The following is a 16,921-nucleotide window of genomic DNA, read 5'->3' as shown; positions in this document are numbered from 1 at the left end:
TGTATGACGGTGGACGTGGTCCGCCGGGCTCGCCAGGATCGTCGGCGACGCGGGGCGTTCTCGACGGCGAGGGGCAGGTCGGACGGATGGCGAAGCACTGGGCGGACTTCCAGTACGAGATCTACCTGGGCGGGATGGCGGGGGCCGTACCACGGCTGCCCACCGATCTGACCCGGTTGGAGGAGCTGGCCGAGCATCGGCTCGGGGCCGGTCCGGTCGGTTATGTGGCGGGCAGCGCGGGTGACGGCAGCACCGCCCGTGCCAACCGGGCGGCCCTGGAGCGGCACCGGATCGTGCCCCGGCTGCTGCGGGACGCGAGCGAACGGGACCTGTCCGTCGAGGTGTTGGGCCGTGCGCTGCCCGCGCCGCTGGCGCTCGCTCCGGTGGGAGTGCTGTCGATCGTGCACCCGGAGGCGGAGTCCGCGGCCGCGCGGGCCGCCGCCGCGCAGGGCGTGCCGTACATCCTGTCCTCGGCGTCCAGCACGCCCATGGAGGAGGTCGCGGAGGTGCTGGGCGACGCGGAGCGCTGGTTCCAGCTGTACTGGGCGAAGGACCGCGAGGTCACCCGGAGCTTCCTGTCACGGGCGAAGGCCTCGGGGTACGCCGTGCTCGTCGTCACCCTCGACACGCCGTTGCTCGCCTGGCGGCCCCGCGACCTGGATCGGGCGTATCTGCCGTTCCTGCACGGCGTCGGCACCGCCAACTACTTCTCCGACCCGGCGTTCCGGGCCGGCCTCGCCAAGCCGGTCCATGAAGATCCGAACGCGGCCGTGCTGCACTTCGCGGGCATGTTCGGGGACCCCGGCAAGACGTGGCCCGACCTGGCGTTCCTGCGCGAGCACTGGGACGGGCCGATCGTCCTCAAGGGCGTCCTCCACCCCGACGACGCCCGGCTCGCGGCCGACGCCGGCATGGACGGAGTGGTCGTGTCCAACCACGGCGGCCGGCAGGTCGCCGGCGGCATCGCGGCCGCCGACGCCCTGCCGCGGGTCGCCCGGGCGGTGGGCGACCGCCTGACCGTCCTCTTCGACAGCGGCATCCGCACCGGCGCCGACATCTTCAAGGCCCTGGCCCTGGGCGCCCGCGCTGTCCTGGTCGGCCGCCCGTACGCCTACGGCCTCGCCCTCGACGGCCAACCGGGCGTGGAACACGTCATCCGCTGTCTGCTCGCCGACCTCGACCTCACTCTCGCGCTCTCCGGCCACCGCGTCCCCACGACGGTCGGCCCTGACAGCCTCGCCGACGGAACGGCGTAGTGGGGTGAGGGTGTCAGCCCTCCCGATCTCTCATGCGTCAGGGGGAGGGGCGGCGTGGGCGAACGCCGCCTCTGTGGCCCTCTACCGGCCCAGCCCCGGGAGAACGTCCGGAAGTTGGAGCGTGGTGAGGAGCGGCAAGGACCCGGAATCGGCCTCGGAGCCGGCCTCCGCCGTCGCAGCATCCCCGACCGAAAGGATCGAACCGCCCTGCTCGGCCTCTGGGGAGGAACTCGGCTCCGGAGAGCCCGACTTCTCCGACCCCGGCGCAGGAGAGGCATCGTCCGGCTTTTCGGAGACCGTCTCGGTCTCGGGCGTGGGCACCTCGGAGCCGGAGACGGAGAGCGACTCGGGGCTGGCGGTCACCCCGTCCGTGAGCCAGCGCTGCGTGTCGGAGTTGTCGCGGACCTTGACGACGACGTCGGCCTTGGGGTCCGTGGTGGTGGGCGCGACGGCGAGCCCCTCACCCCATCGGGGCAGCAACTCGCCCTGCACGCTGAAGTCGTAGCGCACGTCGTCGCCACGCTTGGAGTCCTCGTCGGCGCACATGCCGAGGACGACGACACCGGCGTCGACCTGGGAGTCCAGGCACAGCTCGGGGTTGGCGACACTGCGCACCAACCCGTCCTCCTCGTACGACCACTTCTGGGTCCAGTCGGAGTTGCACACCGCGAGCTCGGTCGAGGCACCCTTCTCCGCCTCGCCGCCCTGGATGTCGAGGCACAGGTCGGCGGCCTGGTTGCGCAGCCGGGTCTGCTGGGGTGCCGTGGGCCGCCCGGCACTGGCGGGCGGCGTCGGCGAGGCGGCGTCGCCGGTGTCCGGCGCCGTGGCGACGCCCCCGCTGGCACTGGTGGAGGCGGCGGGATCGGCACCGCTGCCGTCGTCCGACAGCAGCGCGGCCCCCAGGACAGCCGCGAGCAGCGCTCCGGAGGAGACGCCGACGGTGAGGAGGGCTCTGGGCTTGCGCGTTCCGGACGTGATCCGGCGGCGCTGCGTGGGGATCTGGGAGAGCAGGCGGTGCCGGCCGCCGCTCCCCGGGCGTCTCGAGTTCCCCTTCTGCGGCATCCGGCCGGGCCGGGAGTCGAGATAGCGCCGGGCGCCCCAGCCGAGTACGGCTTCGGCGACGACCCCGCCGAGCCCGCCCTCGAAATGACTGAGTTGTTCCGCGGCGTAACGGCAGTAGCGGCACTCGAGCAGATGCTGCTGGACATCCGGCAGCAGGGCGCCGCCGCGGCGAATCGGCACGTCGAGCAGCCGGTTGTAGAAGCGGCAATCCTTGGACGGCGCGAGTTCGCGATGGGCGCGGACGCAACCCTCACGGAATTTGTCGCGTGCCTGTTCCAGCGTGGCCGCCGCGCTGTCGACGTCCAGCCCCAGCAGACCAGTGGGTATGGTTATCATTTCGGCTTCTACTTCGGTGTGCCACAGCAGGCACTGGGCCACCGCCGGGAGGGCCTGGAAAGAGCGCTCGATGAGCTTGCGATTTTCGGGCGTCATGGACTTCGCCGCCCGCATACCGCGCCCACCGGCGGGTTTACGCAGGTCCGGCAGCACACCGGATACGCCCCCTTCTCCGGACCATTCCTTGACGGTGTCGCGCGCGGCCACCAGCAGCCGGGGCCGCAGGGCGACACCCGACTCGCCCCTCATCAGCCCGTCGAGCACCCGGTGGAAGGCGGTCGCGGTCACCATCGAGGCGACAGCGGACCCGGAGGCGAGGCAGATGACCGCGTAGTCGTACGTCGACTGCCAGTGCCGCGCCATCAACAGCGCGACAGGATCGCCGGTACCGCCCTCCGGCCAGCCTCTGAGCCGGGCGGCGAGAGTCTCGTCGGACTCTCCGGGAACCGGCCCGGGAGCGGGCGGGTAAGTGGGGCGGGGAGGCTGGGGGGTGTGCACAGAGCGGGTTCCTTCCAAGGCACAAGATGGCACACGGAGTTTTGACTCTCCTAAAAGGGCCCTGGATTGGTGCGTACCTTTTAGGCGGGCGCCGGGAAGCGGCCGGGGACCGAGCCGCACGATGACCGTCGTCCTTGAGCCTTTTGGGCCCTTCGGTGACCGGAAAAGCCAAGTGGCCTTTCCAGCCGGGCCATTGCCCATGCGCAGGAAGTTCACCCTTGCACAAGTTACTCGGGACTAACAAGGCACTTGGGCAACATCCGCATCACTAAAAGCAGGTCAGATGACCGGTACGAATGCTTCCGCTTCGCAGAACGAAGCCTTCCGGTTGTCGGATATTCAAGGTCTCAAGCACCCCGTGTGAACCGTACGCACACCCCGGTGGCCCGCGCACGCTCCCGCCACACAGGTGGTTCGTTGTTCACTGAAATCGGCCAACTCGGAGGCCCCGCGCGGAACGGCGGCTCTCCCGCGCGAAACGGGCCGCCGACCTTGTTCCTCCCGCCCTCGGTCGGCGGCCCCGGGGCCGGTTCCCTCAACACCCCCTGCGGGGTGCGGTGGTTGAGGCTCGTTTCACTCAGGTCACGGCGACCGGCCGGGGCGTTCAGATCTGCCAGGACCGCAGCCGGTCCGCCGCCCCGTAGACATCCGTCTTCCCGGAGAGCAGGTCGCGCGCGAGGTCCACGAGCGCCCCGTACGGCGGGTCGATGCCGACGCCGCTGACGAACATGTACGCCACGGCCGTCGCGCAGGCGAAGCGGGCGTTGGCGGCCGGCAGCGGCTTGAGCAGCGCGAGGGTGTGCAGCAGCGCGGCGGCCCGCCAGGCCGGGTCGGAGTCGACACCGAGGCGGGGCGGGTCGACGCGGTGCCGGGCCACGGCGGCGACCAGCGCGGAGAAGTCGTTGATGGTCGGCTGCTCGGGCATGACCTCTTCGTGTCGCTGGAGCAGCCAGGGCACGTCGATATGAATGACGGAAGCCATCGGTCAGACGGCCCGTCCTTCCACCTTGGCGGCGGGTTCGTCGTCCGGGAAGGCGGCGGCGAACTCGTCGGCGTGCGCGGTGAAGAACTCCCGGAAGGCCTCCGCGCCCTCCTTCAGCGCCCGGTGTCGCACTATGTCGGCCGCGGCCGCCTCGCGCACGAGCGCCTTCATCGACGTACCGCGCTCCTTGGCTATCTGCCGCAGGTCCTCAAGCTCGCGGTCGCTGAACTCCACATTCAGAGCTGGCATGCACCAACGGTACCGCGCGGGTACTTACCCGTAAATAGTCGCAGGTCAGATGGCACGGAGTGCGGTACCGAAGCACGGCGACCGACGCCCCGGAGGACGTCGGCCGCACAGGGGCACGCGAAGGACTCAGGTCTGGTCCGCCACGAACGACGCCATACGTGCCAGCGCCGCGTTCCAGTTGATCGTGTGTTCGTTGGTCGACCAGGACTGGATGTCGTCGATGTAGCAGAACTGGCCGACGCAGCCCTGGAGTTTGCTCTGCGCGTAGGGGTCCTGAATGCTCGAGTTCGGGCCGCCCGCGAGAGTACCGGCCGGCGGGTTGGGCTGGTCCGGGTCGAGCTGGTGGGCGTACCAGCGGCTGTGCTGGTTGCGGGCGTCGACCTCGCCGTAGCCGGTGACGTAGGAGATGTTGAGGGCGTTGCGGCCGAAGAGGTAGTCCATGCTCTGGAGCGCCCCCTCGCGGTACTTCGACGCCCCGCTGATGTCGTACGCCGTGGCGATGACGACCGCGTTGTTGAGGATCTGGTGGTTGGAGCCCCAGTCGTAGAGGTTGTTGTCGGGGGCGTACGGCATGCCGTACGGGTGGGCCTTCAGGGTGGCCAGGTAGCGGTCGGCGCCCTTGATCACGGACTGGCGGACCTTGTCGCGGCCGGGCAGCTTGTTCGGGACGGTCGCGAGGTCGAGCCGGCCCGCGGCGGCCGTGCGGGCCCAGTCGAAGCCGATCGGGCCGAAGATGTCGGCGGTGTGCACCGGTGAGCCGAGGACGTACTCCTGGAATGCCTTCTCACCAGTGGTGAGGTACAGCTGGGCGGCCGCCCAGTAGAAGTCGTCGGTGACGTTGTTGTCGGCGTAGGCGCCGCCGCCGATGCCGTCGCTCTCGGACGCGTAGACGGCGGGGTGTTCAAGTGCGGCCGCCCAGGCCGTGCGGGCCGCGGCGAGCGCCTTCGTCGCGAACGCGGGGTCGTACGGGCGGTACAGGCGGGCCGCCTGTGCGGCGGTGGCGGCCAGGTTCAGGGTGGCCGCGGTGCTCGGCGGGTGCAGTTCGCGCTTCTGCGGATCGTCGGCGGGCATCAGGGGCAGGCCGGTCCACTGCTCGTCGTGGATCTTGTGATGGGCCATGCCGGCGAGCGGCTGCCCCTTCGGCACCTGCATCTTCAGCATGAAGTCCAGCTGCCAGCGGACCTCGTCCAGCAGGTCCGGCACCTTGTTGCCGCTCTCCGGGATGGCGAGCGAGCCGTCGCCGAACTTGTCGGGCCGGCCGGTGCGTGCGTGCAGGGAGCGCTCGTAGGTGCTCAGCACCTCCCAGGTGGAGATGCCGCCGTTGACGACGTACTTGCCGTGGTCGCCGGCGTCGTACCAGCCGCCGGTGACGTCGAGCTCGTAGTCGCAGACACCGGGCTGGCAGGGCACGTCACGGTCGCCCTGGTTGGGCGCGACGTTCACGTGACCGGCGGCGCGGCCGTAGCCGGGGCGCAGTTCGTCGCTGATCGGGGTGCCGCTGCGCTGGGTGTAGTAGTACTTCAGCGAGTCGAGGCGGAGGCGTTCGTAGGCGGCCGGGTCGATGTCGAACGGGCGGCTGGTCTCGCCGTCGACGACCAGGGTGAGGCCGGTGCCGCGCTTGCGGTACGCGCCGAAGTCGATCGAGTGGACGTTCTGCCCGGAGGAGGCGTCGAGGCCGCGCGGGGTGGTCCGCCCCTGGGCGACCACGGCACCCGAGGCGTTCTTCAGCTGCCAGGGGAGCTTCGCCGTGGCGTCGGTGACCAGGGTGGCGTTCTTCGGCCCGGCGGGCAGATAGGCGACCTGGTTGACGCGCACCCGGGGCCCGGTGTCGGGCTCGTACACCTCCGGCGGCACCCCGCCGAGCAGCGACACGTCGTCCATGCAGAAGGTGAACGGGGCGGCGTTGCCGCCGACTTGGAAGCCGACCTGGCCCTGGGCGGTGTCGACGGGCGAGGTGAAGGTGTAGGAGTACGAGTCGCCCGAGACGTTCAGCTGCGGGCTCACCTCGAAGTAGGTGTCGTACGGCGCCGCCGACAGGCCGACGATGGCCCGCAGGACGTTGCCCTGGGGTGTGCCGGACGCGGAGAAGCTGAACCGGTACGACTCGCCCTTGACGAGGGTGATGTCGTTCTGGCCGACGGCGGCGTCCCAGCGGTTGGTGGTGCCACCGGGGATGTCGGCGCAGAGGCGGCCGTCGGTGAGGCCGGCGGTGACGTTGGCGGTCGTCCACCAGGGGGCGGTGGTGGTGTCGAAGGTGCCGTTCTTGACCTGTTCGACCTCCTCGGCCCGGGCCGAGCCGGTGGGCAGCGCGGTGAGCGCCGCCGCGAGGAGGGCCGTAAGGGCGAGCAGGGTGGTTCTGCGTCGTTTCACGTCTGGGCTCCTCGGGGAGGTGGCGGGCGCACAGCGGTGACGGGTGGTGGCACAGGGCGCGTGTGACGGATGAGCGTGGGAGCGCTCCCAGATGCGGAATTTTCCATGCTGTTAGAGACATGACAGCCCGTCAACAGTCCGGACGGGACTGGTTTCCCGTCCGGACCGAAGCGGCATCTCCACACGCGGTCAGAGTGCGAGAACGTCCAGCCTGCTGATCCGCACCGCGCCGCGCGCCTCGCCCGGATGGCGGCTCGTCAGCGTGAGCCGGATCCGGGTACCGCGCACGGGGGTGAACGTGATCACCGTGGGGACGTCGGAGGCCGTGGCCCAGTCGACCTTCACGTCCTCGGCGGGAACGTACCGCCCGCCGTCCCCCACCTCGACCTCGACGGCCTCGGGCAGCGTGTGCCCCGCGTCGACGGTGAAGGAGACCTCGACCCGGTCGACCGTCCCGGCCCGCCCCCAGTCGACCGACACCCAGTCCTCGGGCCGCGCCCCGCCGAACGCGGGCAACAGGGCCGTGGCCGCCTTGAGGAAGGCGTTGGACCAGCCGGTGGCGGGGTCGCCGTCGAGCATGGCGGCGGGGAGGGTGTCCGGGCGGCCGGAGTAACTGGCGTCGGCGTGGGGGTAGTTGACGGCAGGCGGGTAGTCGGGTGCGAATTCGGCGGCCGGGGTCGTCGACTTTCCGCGCGCCGGGGTGGCACGCAGGGTCGCCTTCCCGCCGCGCAGGCCGTCGACCCGCGCCGTCACCCTCACCGAGCCGGGCTGGGTCCCGGCCCGTACGATCGCGAGCGCCTTGCCGCCGAACGCGGTCCGGGTGACGGCCTGGTAGCGCTCGGCGCTCTCCTCGCGGCCGTTGTCGAGGCCGGCGAGGGAGCCTCCTCGTACGTCGAAGGAGATCAGATGCTCGGCGTCGGGGACCACCACTCCCCGGGCGTCGACGATCTCGGCGGTGACGAAGGCCAGGGAACGCCCGTCCGCCGCGAGGGACTCGCGGTCGGCGGTCAGGCGCACGGCGTGCGGCTGACCGGCCGTGCGCAGGACGTCGGTGGCGACGGTCCTGCCGTCCCGGCGTGCCACGGCCTTCAACTCGCCCGGGGCGTACGGCACTTTCCAGGTGAGGTGGAGCTTGCCCGCGCTGCCGTTGGGGCTGGTGTAGCTGCCGGGGTGGGGGCCGTCGGTGAAGGTCTTGTCGTCGCCGGTCGCCTCGGTGGTCTCCAGGTAGGGGCGGCCGTCGACGGTCTTCTTCTCGTCGAACTTCCGTGTTCCCAGGGACTTTCCGTTGAGGAACAGCTCGACGGTCTCGACGTTGGAGTACGCCCACACCTCCACGGTGTCGCCCTCGGTGTGGTTCCAGCTCATCGGCAGCAGGTGGACCATGGGCTTGCTGATCCACTGACTCTGGAACAGGTAGTACATGTCCTTCGGGAAGCCGGCCGTGTCGACCGCGCCGAAGAAGGACGCCTTCACCGGGAAGACGTCGTACGGCGTGGGCTCGCCGATGTAGTCGATGCCCGACCAGAGGAACTGCCCGGCGAACCACTTCCGGTCGCGGTCCTTCTTGTGGCCGTACTCGCCGCTCATGGTCCAGGAGGCGAGGTTGTTGTCGTACGACGAGACGCCCCGCTTGCCCGGAGTGTGGTTCTCGCCGGTGTTGAGGTGCTCGGGCTCCTGGTAGACGCCTCGGGTCGAGGTCTCCGAGGACGACTCCGACTCGAAGAGGAACAGGTTCGGGTAGCGGGCGTGCAGGGCGTCCACCGACTTGGCGGTGTTGTAGTTGAGGCCGAGGCCGTCGAGCTTGGCCAGGATCAGGTCGCCCGGAGTGCCCGGAGCGGGGACGCTGCGGTGGCGGTGGGAGCCGATCACGAGGGGGCGGGTGTCGTCGGAGGCCTTGACGGCGGCGATCAGCCGGTCCGCCATGGCGAGGCCGGCGGTGGAGGTGAACTCGGAGACCTCGTTGCCGATCGACCACATGAGGACGGCGGGCGAGTTGCGGGCCGCCAGCACCATCTCGGTGACGTCCCGGTCGGCCCACTCGTCGAAGAAACGGCCGTAGTCGTAGCGGGTCTTGGGGCTCCTCCAGCAGTCGAAGGCCTCCACCATCATCACGATGCCCAGTTCCTCGCAGATCTCGATCATCTCCGGCGAGGGCGGGTTGTGCGAGGTGCGGAAGGCGTTGACGCCCATGGACTTCATGATCGTCATCTGTCGGCGGATCGCGTCGGCGCTGACGGCGGCGCCGAGCGCGCCCAGGTCGTGGTGGAGGTCGACGCCCTTGATCTTGTGATAGGTGCCGTTGAGGTGGAAGCCCTCGTCCGGGTCGAAGCGGAAGGTGCGGATGCCGAAGGTCGTACGGTGGGTGTCGGTGGTTCTGCCGGCGACGCGCAGCTCGGTCTTCAGGGTGTAGCGGTGCGGGGCCGCGAAGTCCCACAACTTCGGCTCGGGGACGGTGAGTTCGTGGATCTCGGTGGCCGTGTCGGTGACGTTCGCCCTGGAGGACGTACGGGCCACGGTGCGCCCTCGGGGGTCGACGACCCGGGAGACCACCTCGACGTCGGCGGCTGCACCTGAGGCGTTCACCACGGCGGTCCGTACGCGGACCAGGGCGCGCTCCTCGGTGATGTCCGGCGTGGTGACGTAGGTGCCCCAACGCGCCACGTGCACCGGCTCCGTGACGACCAGGCGGGCCTCGCGGTAGATGCCGCTGCCGGAGTACCAGCGGCTGCTGGGGAGCCTGTTCTGGACCTTGACCGCGATGACGTTCTCGGTGGTGCCGTCGGTGTGCAGCAGGTCGGTGAGGTCGAAGGCGAAGCCGGTGTAGCCGTAGGGGTGGCGGCCCGCCTCGGTGCCGTTGCAGTAGACGTACGAGTCCATGTAGACGCCGTCGAACTCGACGGAGATCCGCTTCCCGGCGAGGGCGGACGGCAGGGTGAAGGTGTTGCGGTACCAGCCGAGGCCGCCGGGGAAGAAGCCGGTGCCGCTGGTGGTGCCGTGCTGGGTGGTGGGTGCGAGCTCGATGCTCCAGTCGTGCGGGACGGCGACCTGACGCCAGGCCGAGTCGTCGTGGCCGGGGGCCGCGGCGTCGGCGTACTCGCCGGTCGGGTCGGTGATGCCACCCGGGTTGACGAGGGCGAAGCGCCAGCCGTCGCGGAGCGGTACGACCCGGCCGGCGGACGACGGTCTCGCCCGGGGGGCGGCGGCCGCGGTGCCCGCCAGCGCTCCCACCACCGGGGCGGATGTGCCCGCGATGAGTAAGGACCTGCGTGTGACGGTCATGGTGTTTCCCTTCGTCGAACGTGCGGGTGGACGTTCCGGGAGCCGCGAAGCACAAGGCCCACAAGCAATCACAACTGATCGTGACCAAACAGAATCTGACGACGTGCCCCAGTGGCGTCAAGAGCCCCTCGCGCCACTCGACGAACACCCCTGCGACCAAATCCCGCGGGGGTGCGGTTTCCAGTCCGCTTTCCCGGCGGAGCGCATAGGCTGGAATTCACCCGTAAGCCCGTTCGGTCCGGCGGAATGGAACTCGCGACGATGAGGAGCCGCAAGGTAACGCACGGTGATGCACCTGCGTATGCCCTGGACGGTGCCGCCACGGCGCGGGCGGTCATGGACGGCGACGGCACGCTCGTCGAGTGGAACGACGGTGCGAGACGCCTGCTGGGCTGGCCCGCCACGGAGGTCGTCGGACGCCCCGCCAAGGAGCTGCTCGCCCCGGGGGGCTCTTTTCTGCGGCCCCCGCCGGGCAGCCTCAACTGGAGCGGCACGCTCGCGCTGCGTCACCGCGACGGCCGTACGGTGACCCCGTGGCTGCTCGCCCACCGCCGGCGCCCTAAGGACGGCGACGGCAGCGGCGGCTGGCTGGTTCTCTGCCCGCTGGACGATCCCGGCCCGCTGGTGCGGGACGATCCGCTGGCGGCGGCGGTCATGGTCCAGGCGCCGTGCGCCATGGCGGTCTTCGACGACCGGCTCAGACTGCGCGGCATCAACGACCTGATGGCGGACGCCGTGGGGATGCCGGAGGAGAACCTCCGGGGGCTGCACATGTCCGAGATCGTCGGCGGCCGGCAGGGCGAGCGGCTGGAGCAGCAGCTGCGCGAGGTGCTCGCCCAGGGCAGGCGCAAGGACGTGCAGACCTTCCTCAGGGCCGCCGACGAGGACCGCGCCCACGCCTGGTCGGCGGCGATCGCCCCGCTCACCGACGACTCCGGGGTGCCGATCGGGGTCTGTGTCACCGGGCACGACATCACCGAGCAGTACCTGGCCCGGCAGCGGCTGCAGCTGGTGAACGAGGCGAGCATCCGTATCGGGACCACGCTCGACGTCCAGCGCACCGCCCAGGAGCTGGCCGACGTGTGCGTCCCGGCCCTCGCCGACTTCGTCAGCGTCGACCTCATGCAGTCGGTCGACCACGGCGACGAACCGCACGAGGGCCCGCTCTCCCCGCCGTTCACCCTGCGCCGCGCCGCCCACCAGTCGGTCACCCCGGGCTGCCCCGAGGCGGTGGTCGAGGTGGGCCGGACGGACGTCTACCCGGCCACCTCCCCGCAGGCCGCGTCCCTGGCGGTCGGGCACACGATCGTGGCGGCGGACCCGGCCAACACGCTGGTGGACTGGCTCGCCTGGGACTCCATACGCAGCTCGCGGGTCAAGGAGCTGGGCGTCCACACCACCATGTCGGTGCCGATCCGGGCCCGGGGCACGACCCTCGGCGTGGCCGTCCTGACCCGCTTCCAGCGGCTCGATCCGTTCACCTCGGACGACGAGCTGCTGGCCGAGGAGGTGACGGCCCGGGCCGCCGTCTGCATCGACAACGCCCGCCGCTACTCCCGTGAACGCGAGACCGCCCTCGCGCTCCAGCGCAGCCTCCTCCCCCAGACCCTCCCCCGCATGCCCGCCCTGGAGGCCGCCTCCCGGTACCTCCCGGCGGCACAGGCCGGGGTCGGCGGCGACTGGTTCGACGTCATCCCGCTCTCCGGGATGCGGGTCGCGATGGTGGTCGGCGACGTCGTCGGCCACGGCGTCCAGGCCTCCGCGACCATGGGCCGCCTGCGGACCGCCGTACGCACCCTCGCCGACGTCGACCTCGCCCCGGACGAGTTGCTCACCCACCTCGACGACCTCGTCGTACGGCTGTCCGCTGAGGCCGGCAGCGAGGGCGTGACCGGCGAGGTGGGCGCCACCTGCCTGTACGCCGTCTACGACCCGGTGACCCGCCGCTGCACCTTCGCCCGGGCCGGGCATCCGCCGCCGGTCGTGCTGGACCCGGACGGGCAGCCGATGGAGGTGGAGGTGCCGTCGGGGCAGCCCCTGGGCCTCGGCGGACTGCCGTTCGAGTCCGCCGAGCTCGAACTGGCCGAGGGCACCATGATCGCCCTCTACACGGACGGGCTGATCGAGACCCGGGACCGGGACATCGACGCCGGTCAGGAGCTGCTGGCCCATGCCCTGTCCGGCCGCACGGGCTCACTGGACGACATCTGCCAGGAGGTCATCCAGTCCCTGCTGCCCGCGAACGGCGCCCCCGACGACGTGGCCCTGTTGCTCGCCCGTACGCGTGGGCTGCAGGCGGCGCAGGTCGCGACCTGGTCGATACCGGCCGACCCGGCGTTCGTCGCCCGGACCCGCCAGTACGTGTTGACGCAGATGGCGCTGTGGGGCATCAGCGAGTCGGCGTTCACGGCGGAGCTGGTGGTGAGCGAGCTGGTCACCAACGCCATCCGGCACGGCGCCCCGCCGATCCAGTTGCGCCTGATCCACGACGACACCACTCTCATCTGCGAGGTGTCGGACGGCAGCGGTACCGCCCCGCATCTGCGCCGGGCCAAGACCTTCGACGAGGGCGGGCGCGGCCTGCTGCTCGTGGCCCAGCTGACCCAGCGGTGGGGCAGCCGGCACACCGAGGACGGCAAGACGATCTGGGCGGAGCTGACGCTGTCGGAGGAGTGAGAGGGCGGTACGTGAGCTGATATCCGGTGAGTGGTCGCCTCGTCTCCCTCGGCCACGCCCGTGCCGAGACCGCACCGCCGGGCCCGGTGCTCGGCTTCCGCGCCGCCGTCCTCAGGCTTCGGCACGCTTCTCGGTGCGATGCCACATCGGCGTCGGTCTCCCCGTGGAAGGCCATCACCTGCCGGCCCTGCGGTCGGGGTCGAGGACGGGCCGCGCGGCGCGGGATGGCGCCGAGTTCGGCGATCCGCCGCGTGAGAAATCGGTGGACAGGATCGCCTGCGAGCCGCGGAACGGGCCGGCCACTGGTGCGGTTCGACCGAGAGGCCCGACTGGAGCAGGCGCAGGGGGTGGACGATGCGCTCAGTCCCGCAGCCCCTGCCGGTACTCCCCCGGCGGCACCCCGTAGCGCTGCCGGAACACCCGGCTGAAGTGGAACGGGCTGCCGAACCCGGAGGCGGCGGCCACGCGCTCGACGGGCAGTTCGGTGACCTCCAGGAGCCGGGCCGCATGGAGCAGACGAGCCTGGAGGAGGGCGCGCATCGGGGAGTGGCCGAGCTGTTCGGTGAAGAGGTGCGCGAAACGGGACGGGGAGAGGGAGACGTGCTCGGCGAGGGAGCGGACGGTGTGCGGAGCGCCGGGGTCCGCGGCGATCAGATCCTCGGCCCGGCGGATCCTCGGGTCCGCACCCGACCTGCGGGGTTCGGCCCGGGCGGCGGTGAGCAGCACCACCTCCTCCAAGGAGCACAGGGCGAGTTCGCGGGCCGCCGCGCCGTGCGCAACGGCGACCTCGCCGCCCGGCGGAGTGGTCCCGGGCGTCGGCGGCGCGCCCTCCCCGCCCGGCGTGACGGCCCCGGGCGTAGGCGGTGTGCCCTCGCCGGTCCAGCGGGCGTCGGCGAGCATCCGGTGGAAGGCCGCCTCGACGCGCTCGCGGATGCCGCCGGGGGCCGACGGGACGGTGTACAGCCGGTCGCCGGTCCCGTACGGGCGCAGCCATGCCGTCCAGGACGCCCGCACCTGGCAGTGCACCCACCAGAACGCCCAGTGCCCGGCTCCCGGCCGGACCGTGTAGCGCTGCGGCACGCCCGGGCCGAGGACCACGAGGTCGCCCGGGCCCGCCGCCGCCTCCGCCGCGCCCTGCCGCAGCAGTCCCCCGCCGCCCGTGGTCCAGGTGAGCAACCAGCTGTCCGCGCCGCGCGGCCGGTTCACGGCGTACGGCGGCCGCTGGTCGAAGCGCCCGATGATCACCTGGCCGGGTGGCGGTGACGGATCCGCGGGGGCAGCGGTCTCAGGCAGGTCGTCAGCATGCACGGGCATCCTCCCGAATCGCACTCGTACCTAGCGTGGAGGACGGTGGACGACGGTGTGAAAGGACGCGCGGATGACAGTGACAGGCAAGGCGGAGTTCGAGGAGAACGGCTATCTGGTGGCGCGGGGGCTGTTCTCGCCCGGCGAGATCGAGGAGCTGTGCGACCGGTTCGCGGCCCTACGGGCGGGCGGTCCGATCCCGGGGCACTTCCAGCCGCGCCCGCCCACGTCCGACGGACCGGCCGATCCTCTCCACATCTACCCGCGGGTGATGCACCCGCACCGCATCGACGGGCTGTCGCTGCGCGTGCTCCTCGACGCGCGGCTGCGGGACGTCCTCGAAGTGCTGCTCGGAGAGGAGGTCCTGGCGGCACAGAGCATGTTCTACTTCAAGCCGCCGGGCGCCCGGGGCCAGGCGCTGCACCAGGACAACTTCTATCTGCGGGTCGAGCCGGGCACGTGTGTGGCCGCGTGGATCGCCTGCGATGTGATCGACCGGGACAACGGCGGTCTGGAGGTCGTTCCGGGGACGCACCGCATGGACCTGTTCTGCCCGGAGGAGGCGGACGAGGAGCTGTCCTTCGTCCGCGAGTACGTACCGCCGCCGCCCGGCCTGACACCCGTACCGGTCGACATGGCCCCGGGTGACGTCCTCTTCTTCAACGGCAGCCTCGTGCACGGCTCGCAGCCCAACCGCACCACGGACCGCTTCCGCCGCTCCTTCATCGGCCACTATGTGGGCCGCTCCACGGAGCGCATCGGCCGCTACTACGACGCGCTGACGATGACCGGTGCCCCCGTAGCCCTGCCGGAGAGCGAGGGGGCGGGCCCGTGCGGCACGGAGTTCGAACCGATGGGCGCCCACTGACGGCGGCGCACGACACGAACGGCCGCGACCGGCCCACGGCCTCCGCCCCGGCTCAGCCCAGTTCGAGCAGCCCCCGCCGGATGGCCTCGGACACCGTACTCGCCCGGTTCTCGGTGCCGAGCTTGCGGTAGACGCGGACCAGGTGGGTCTTGATCGTGGCCTCGGTCAGATACAGGGAGGCGGCGATGGACCGGTTGCTGTGGCCCTGCGCCAGCAGCCGTACGACCTCGAGCTCCCGGTCACTCAGGACGGTCCCCGGATCGGCCATGTGACCGGCGAGGTGTCCGGCGGCTTCGGGGGCGAGCCCCATGCCGCCGGCCGCTGCGGCGCGCACGGCACGGAACAGTTCCTCGGGCGGGCCCGCCTTGAGGACGTAGCCGCGGGCACCGGCCTCCATCGCCCGGACGACGTCGCCCTGGGTGCCGGAGCTGGTGAGGACGACGACTCGGGTGCCGGGGGTCTCGGCGGTGATCCGTCGGGTCGCGTCGAGGCCGTTGACCCGGGCGCCGGGGGCCGTGTCGTCGGTCAGGCGGAGGTCCATCAGCACCACGTCGGGGCCGAGCCGCGCGGCGAGCCGCACGGCCTCCTCGCCGTCGCCGGTCTCGCCGACGACGTCGAAGCCGGGTTCGCCGGTGAGCAGGGCACGCAGCCCGGCGCGTACGACGACGTGGTCGTCCACGATGAGCACGCGCAGCGGGGTGCCGTTCGGGTCGTTCACCGGCTGCCCGCCATGCCTGCGAGGGCGAGGGCGTCGACGGGGAGGCAGGCGCGGGCCAGGGTGCCGCGGCCGGGTGCGCTGCGGACGGTGAGCGAGCCGCCGAGGGCGCCCAGGCGCTCCCGGCCGGCGGTCAGGCCGAGGCCTCGGTCGCCCGGCCTCGCCGTCGCCGCCGTGTCGAAGCCCACGCCGTCGTCCCGCACCTCGACGGTGACCGTCGCGTCGTCGCGGTGGTCGAGGGTGACCCAGACGTGGCGGGCGCGGGCGTGTTCGCAGGCGTTGGCCAGCAGGCCCTGGGCGACGCGGAGCAGGGCGGCGGCCCGGTCCGGGGTCAGGTCGCCCGGTTCGCCCTCGGTGCGGAACGCCACCCGTGAGGGCGTGGCCGTGTGACGGGCGCAGAGGGTGCGCAGCGCGGTCGCGAGGTCGTCGTGCTCCAGGGCGGGCGGGGTGAGGTCGCTGATGATGGTGCGGGTCTCGGCGAGGTTGGTGCCGAGCGCGTCCACGACCGTGCGGACCTGGGTCCTGGCGCGGTCCGGGCGACGGTCCCAGTCGCGGTCGGCGGCCTGGAGGAGCATGCGGCTGCCGGCGAGTTCCTGGGCGAGCGTGTCGTGCAGGTCGCGGGCGATCCGGGCGCGTTCGGCGAGCCGTCCGGCCTCGCGCTGGTTGCGCGCCAACTCGGCGCGGGTGCGCCGCAGTTCGCCGAGGAGCCGCTGCTGGGTGCGGTAGAGGGCGACCGTGGCCCAGAGCGCGGCGGCCGGGGGGACGAGCAGTTCGGGGTGGAGGGTTCCGGCGGTCCGGGCGACCACGAGGACGAGCAGCGCGGTGACCACGCCGACGACGGCGACCGCCGTGCGGCCCGTGAACATGCGCAGGGCGAGGATCGCCAGCGGGAGCGCGAGCCAGGCGTAGGCGGTGGCGAGCGACGCGGGCATCCCCCAGGACACCCCGCACCACAGCGCCAGCAGCACGCCGAGCCAGACGGGCCTGCCCCACCGCCCCAGCCGGTCCCAGAGGGCGAGCCCGCCCACGTAACCGACCGCCAGCAGGGTGAGGAGCGGGACCAGTTGCCAGCACAGCGCGGAGTTCAGGTCGACGAGGCGGAGCACGCCGCCGACGACGACGGTCAGGAACAGCAGGTCCGGCAGCCGCCGCAGCGACAGCGAACCTCGGCGTACGAAGGCGGGGGCGGCGATGGCGGGCACGGCGACGATTCCCTCTGCGACGGTCCGGACTGGCGTGGAGCTGGCGGGGCCAGCCGAGTGTAGACAGTGACCAGTGTGACCGTAGTAAAGGAATCCGCCGTGCCCGTCGTTCCGGGCGAGCCG

Annotated in this window: 11 protein-coding genes; 3 read left to right on the top strand and 8 right to left on the bottom strand. The window is 71.7% G+C overall.

Annotated elements, in window-relative coordinates; genetic code table 11:
* Positions 1–86: 86 nt before the first annotated feature.
* The gene (locus JIX55_RS44395; protein WP_257568873.1) at positions 87–1,256 is read left to right on the top strand and encodes an alpha-hydroxy-acid oxidizing protein; all 1,170 of its coding nucleotides are present in this window, start codon (positions 87–89) and stop codon (positions 1,254–1,256) included.
* Positions 1,257–1,337: 81 nt separating this feature from the next.
* Here JIX55_RS44395 and JIX55_RS44390 read toward each other — a convergent pair whose 3' ends face one another.
* From JIX55_RS44390 to JIX55_RS44370, 5 genes are all read right to left on the bottom strand, one after another.
* Positions 1,338–3,152, bottom strand: a complete 1,815-nt coding sequence (locus JIX55_RS44390) for an RICIN domain-containing protein (RefSeq protein WP_257568872.1) — start codon at positions 3,150–3,152, stop codon at positions 1,338–1,340.
* A gap of 604 nt (positions 3,153–3,756) precedes the next feature.
* On the bottom strand, positions 3,757–4,134 hold the full coding sequence (locus tag JIX55_RS44385) for a toxin Doc (protein ID WP_257537138.1): 378 nt from the start codon (positions 4,132–4,134) through the stop codon (positions 3,757–3,759).
* Between the two features lie 3 nt (positions 4,135–4,137).
* Positions 4,138–4,383, bottom strand: a complete 246-nt coding sequence (locus JIX55_RS44380) for a hypothetical protein (protein WP_257537139.1) — start codon at positions 4,381–4,383, stop codon at positions 4,138–4,140.
* Positions 4,384–4,509: 126 nt separating this feature from the next.
* A complete protein-coding gene (locus JIX55_RS44375) occupies positions 4,510–6,753 on the bottom strand; it encodes a glycoside hydrolase family 9 protein (RefSeq protein ID WP_257568871.1) in 2,244 nt (747 codons plus the stop codon).
* Between the two features lie 189 nt (positions 6,754–6,942).
* On the bottom strand, positions 6,943–10,032 hold the full coding sequence (locus tag JIX55_RS44370; RefSeq protein WP_257568870.1) for a glycoside hydrolase family 2 TIM barrel-domain containing protein: 3,090 nt from the start codon (positions 10,030–10,032) through the stop codon (positions 6,943–6,945).
* A 261-nt stretch (positions 10,033–10,293) separates the two neighbouring features.
* On the opposite strand from JIX55_RS44370, the gene JIX55_RS44365 reads away from it, so the two are divergent.
* Positions 10,294–12,708 (top strand): SpoIIE family protein phosphatase, encoded by a 2,415-nt coding sequence (locus tag JIX55_RS44365; RefSeq protein WP_257568869.1) that lies wholly within the window; start codon positions 10,294–10,296, stop codon positions 12,706–12,708.
* 360 nt (positions 12,709–13,068) lie between these two features.
* Here the strand turns inward: JIX55_RS44365 and JIX55_RS44360 are convergent, their stop codons facing one another.
* Positions 13,069–14,022 (bottom strand): helix-turn-helix domain-containing protein, encoded by a 954-nt coding sequence (locus tag JIX55_RS44360; protein ID WP_257568868.1) that lies wholly within the window; start codon positions 14,020–14,022, stop codon positions 13,069–13,071.
* Between the two features lie 64 nt (positions 14,023–14,086).
* Here JIX55_RS44360 and JIX55_RS44355 point away from each other — a divergent pair, with 64 nt between their 5' ends.
* Positions 14,087–14,881, top strand: a complete 795-nt coding sequence (locus tag JIX55_RS44355) for a phytanoyl-CoA dioxygenase family protein (protein ID WP_257568867.1) — start codon at positions 14,087–14,089, stop codon at positions 14,879–14,881.
* Positions 14,882–14,933: 52 nt separating this feature from the next.
* Here the strand turns inward: JIX55_RS44355 and JIX55_RS44350 are convergent, their stop codons facing one another.
* On the bottom strand, positions 14,934–15,599 hold the full coding sequence (locus JIX55_RS44350; protein ID WP_257568866.1) for a response regulator transcription factor: 666 nt from the start codon (positions 15,597–15,599) through the stop codon (positions 14,934–14,936).
* A complete protein-coding gene (locus JIX55_RS44345) occupies positions 15,596–16,798 on the bottom strand; it encodes a sensor histidine kinase (protein WP_257568865.1) in 1,203 nt (400 codons plus the stop codon). The genes JIX55_RS44350 and JIX55_RS44345 overlap by 4 nt, the downstream gene beginning before the upstream one ends.
* Between the last annotated feature and the right edge of the window lie 123 nt (positions 16,799–16,921).

Origin of the sequence: Streptomyces sp. DSM 40750, assembly GCF_024612035.1 — a bacterium.
Lineage (GTDB): Bacteria > Actinomycetota > Actinomycetes > Streptomycetales > Streptomycetaceae > Streptomyces.
The sequence above is the reverse complement of the archived record's forward strand: the minus strand, read 5'-3'. Positions and strand labels throughout refer to the sequence as shown.

Excerpts from the sequence above, each read along its gene's own strand:
- JIX55_RS44395 (WP_257568873.1), top strand. The coding sequence starts at position 87 with ATGGCGAAGCACTGGGCGGACTTCCAGTACGAGATCTACCTGGGCGGG.
- JIX55_RS44385 (WP_257537138.1), bottom strand. The coding sequence starts at position 4,134 with ATGGCTTCCGTCATTCATATCGACGTGCCCTGGCTGCTCCAGCGACAC.
- JIX55_RS44380 (WP_257537139.1), bottom strand. The coding sequence starts at position 4,383 with ATGCCAGCTCTGAATGTGGAGTTCAGCGACCGCGAGCTTGAGGACCTG.
- JIX55_RS44370 (WP_257568870.1), bottom strand. The coding sequence starts at position 10,032 with ATGACCGTCACACGCAGGTCCTTACTCATCGCGGGCACATCCGCCCCG.
- JIX55_RS44365 (WP_257568869.1), top strand. The coding sequence starts at position 10,294 with ATGAGGAGCCGCAAGGTAACGCACGGTGATGCACCTGCGTATGCCCTG.
- JIX55_RS44360 (WP_257568868.1), bottom strand. The coding sequence starts at position 14,022 with ATGCCCGTGCATGCTGACGACCTGCCTGAGACCGCTGCCCCCGCGGAT.
- JIX55_RS44355 (WP_257568867.1), top strand. The coding sequence starts at position 14,087 with ATGACAGTGACAGGCAAGGCGGAGTTCGAGGAGAACGGCTATCTGGTG.